Annotated in this window: 2 protein-coding genes; one reads left to right on the forward strand and one right to left on the reverse strand. The window is 55.8% G+C overall.

The window, feature by feature from the left end:
• Positions 1 to 3 precede the first annotated feature (3 nt).
• Positions 4 to 624: a TetR/AcrR family transcriptional regulator gene (locus tag AC1D2P_RS30610; protein WP_077430547.1), complete on the reverse strand. Its 621-nt coding sequence runs from the start codon at positions 622 to 624 to the stop codon at positions 4 to 6.
• Positions 625 to 711: 87 nt separating this feature from the next.
• On the opposite strand from AC1D2P_RS30610, the gene AC1D2P_RS30615 reads away from it, so the two are divergent.
• Positions 712 to 2,229, forward strand: a complete 1,518-nt coding sequence (locus AC1D2P_RS30615; RefSeq protein ID WP_109785887.1) for an efflux transporter outer membrane subunit — start codon at positions 712 to 714, stop codon at positions 2,227 to 2,229.
• Positions 2,230 to 2,328: the final 99 nt, after the last annotated feature.

The following is a 2,328-nucleotide window of genomic DNA, read 5'->3' on the forward strand; positions in this document are numbered from 1 at the left end:
GGTTTAAGGCATCAGGCTGCGCAGAACAAGATTGGAGATAAGCGAGGGGGCTTCTTCAACAAAATCGAGGTTGTACTGCAATAGCAGAGGATTGATGAAGGGCCGCAGAGCGAGATGAATCGCCTCTACCGTCTCGTCCAGCGGAGTCTTGCGTTCAAACTCACCGAGCTCTCGCCCCTCACGCACGATTTGCAACACGAAGCTCTTGATCTGAGCGTCATAGACTTGTGAGCAGGGCCATCGCTCCGACGCGGCGAACGCTGCGATGTCGTAGAGTTTACGGTCGTTAAAGAACAGGCTCACCCCTGTAGCGATTAAGGTTTTGACCAGGCGCCGAAAACGTTCAGTCGGCGAGATGCCGTCTACATTGATGGCTTGCTCCACTGCCGCAACGATTTCAGTCAGGCAATTTGTACAGATTGCTTCACCAATCGCCTGCTTGGATTCAAAGAATTTGTAGATGTAAGCCTTGGAAAAGCCGATGGCCTTGGCTAGGTCAGAAACCGTTGTTTTGCCATAACCGTATTGACTGAAATGTTCGTTGGCCGCCGCGACAATCTGGTCTCGAATGTCGTGATCGGCTGGGCCACGGGCGCTGGGCGAAGAAACTGAAGGCTGATTCATGCGAGCAGCTTACTCATCCCAAAGGTGGTTGACAACTTGTGACCAATTTGTAATATCGTCACAAACCGACCCTTTCGCAGGTATCGCATGCACCCTCCTCCTCGTTTCGCCGTTTTGCTGTGTTTGGGTATGGTTGCAGGTTGCGCAGTGGGCCCTGACTACTCAAAACCCCGTGTGGAATTGCCCGAGCATTTCTCCGCGCAAACGTCCAAGGCACGACAACTGGGCGCCGCAAATGACGATCTCGCCGCTTGGTGGAACGCATTTAATGACCCAATACTCAGTCAGCTGATAAATCGAGCACTTGAACAGAACCTCGATTTAGCCCAGGCAAACGCAAGGATCGAGCAGGCTCGCGCCGGTTTGGGCGCAGCTAACGCAGCCCTCCTGCCGTCGGCTACCGTCAATGGTCAAGCGGCCCGAGCCCGTCAGTCATTGGAGACGCCGTTGGGCCAAGCGCTGAATTCAGACCCTTCCTATAATCGCTACGGCAGTGCCTATGAGGCGAACTTGAATGCCGGCTGGGAGCTGGATGTGTTTGGCGGGCTGCGCCGAGGTAAAGAAGCCGCCTTCGCCGATTATCAGGCCTCGCAAGCCGGAGCGATTGCCACACGCCTGGCAGTGGTCGCGCAGACAGCCGATCTTTACATCAGCATCCGCGGCCTTCAAGCACGCCTGGAAATTGCCCGGCAGCAAGTAGACACACGACAACAACTGCTCACCACCATCGAACATCTCTACGCAAAAGGCCTGGCGGCTGAACTGCAGTTGAACCAGACCCAAGGCGCGCTGAACCAAGCGCAGGCCACCGTGCCGGTACTGCAAGCAGGCATTGACACGGCAATGAATGCGCTGGATGTCATGTTGGGCAAGGCGCCCGGCACTTACAGCGCGCAGTTGACTAAGCTGGCGCCCATCCCTGAGGCGCCAGGCCTCTCGGACATGGGCGCTCCAGCCGACCTGCTGCGTCGGCGTCCAGACTTGATCGTCGCGGAGCGCCGTCTTGCGGCATCCAGCGCGCGCATCGGCGAAGCCATGTCCGAGTACTACCCCAAACTGTCTGTGGCTGCGCTGCTCGGCAGTGCTACATCGGTATCCAGTGCAAACCTGTTCAGCAACGGCGCCAGTCAGGCTTCGGCGGCACTGGGATTACGCTGGCGGCTGTTCGATTTTGGCCGCATCAACGCCCAGATTGATTTGGCAAAGGGCCAGGAAGCCGAAGCCTTGGCCGCTTACCGCCAGTCCGTTCTGCGGGCCTGCGAAGATGTGGAAAGCGCTGTTTCGGCACGGATCAACCGCGAGCAACAATCGACCCAGCTCGCCCAGGGCGAGTCGGCGTATGCGAAAGCCAGAGCGACATCGTTTGCCGCCTATGAAAAAGGCGTGGTCAGCTTGATCGAAGTGCTGGATGCCGATGAACATCTCCTAGCGGCATCTGATGGCAGAGCCCAGGCACAAACTGAATCGGCTCGCGCTGCAGTGGGCACGTTCAAAGCATTGGGCGGCGGTTGGCAGCGAGATGACTCAGATGCTCGCGTTGTCTCAAAAAGAGCGGAAACACGAATGTTTTTTCCTGATCCAGGGATATCGAAAGAACTCCAATAAAATACGGGCTGGATTAGGATAATCGTAGGGATATATATACTAAAAAACAGAATAATTTCATTGTAGAACAAATGCTTATTTTTCTGTTCGAGTCCAGGT

The sequence above is a fragment of the Pseudomonas sp. P1_F1_2 genome (assembly GCF_056405815.1).

Coding starts and splice junctions, on each gene's coding strand:
- AC1D2P_RS30610 (WP_077430547.1), bottom strand. CDS start 624: ATGAATCAGCCTTCAGTTTCTTCGCCCAGCGCCCGTGGCCCAGCCGAT.
- AC1D2P_RS30615 (WP_109785887.1), top strand. CDS start 712: ATGCACCCTCCTCCTCGTTTCGCCGTTTTGCTGTGTTTGGGTATGGTT.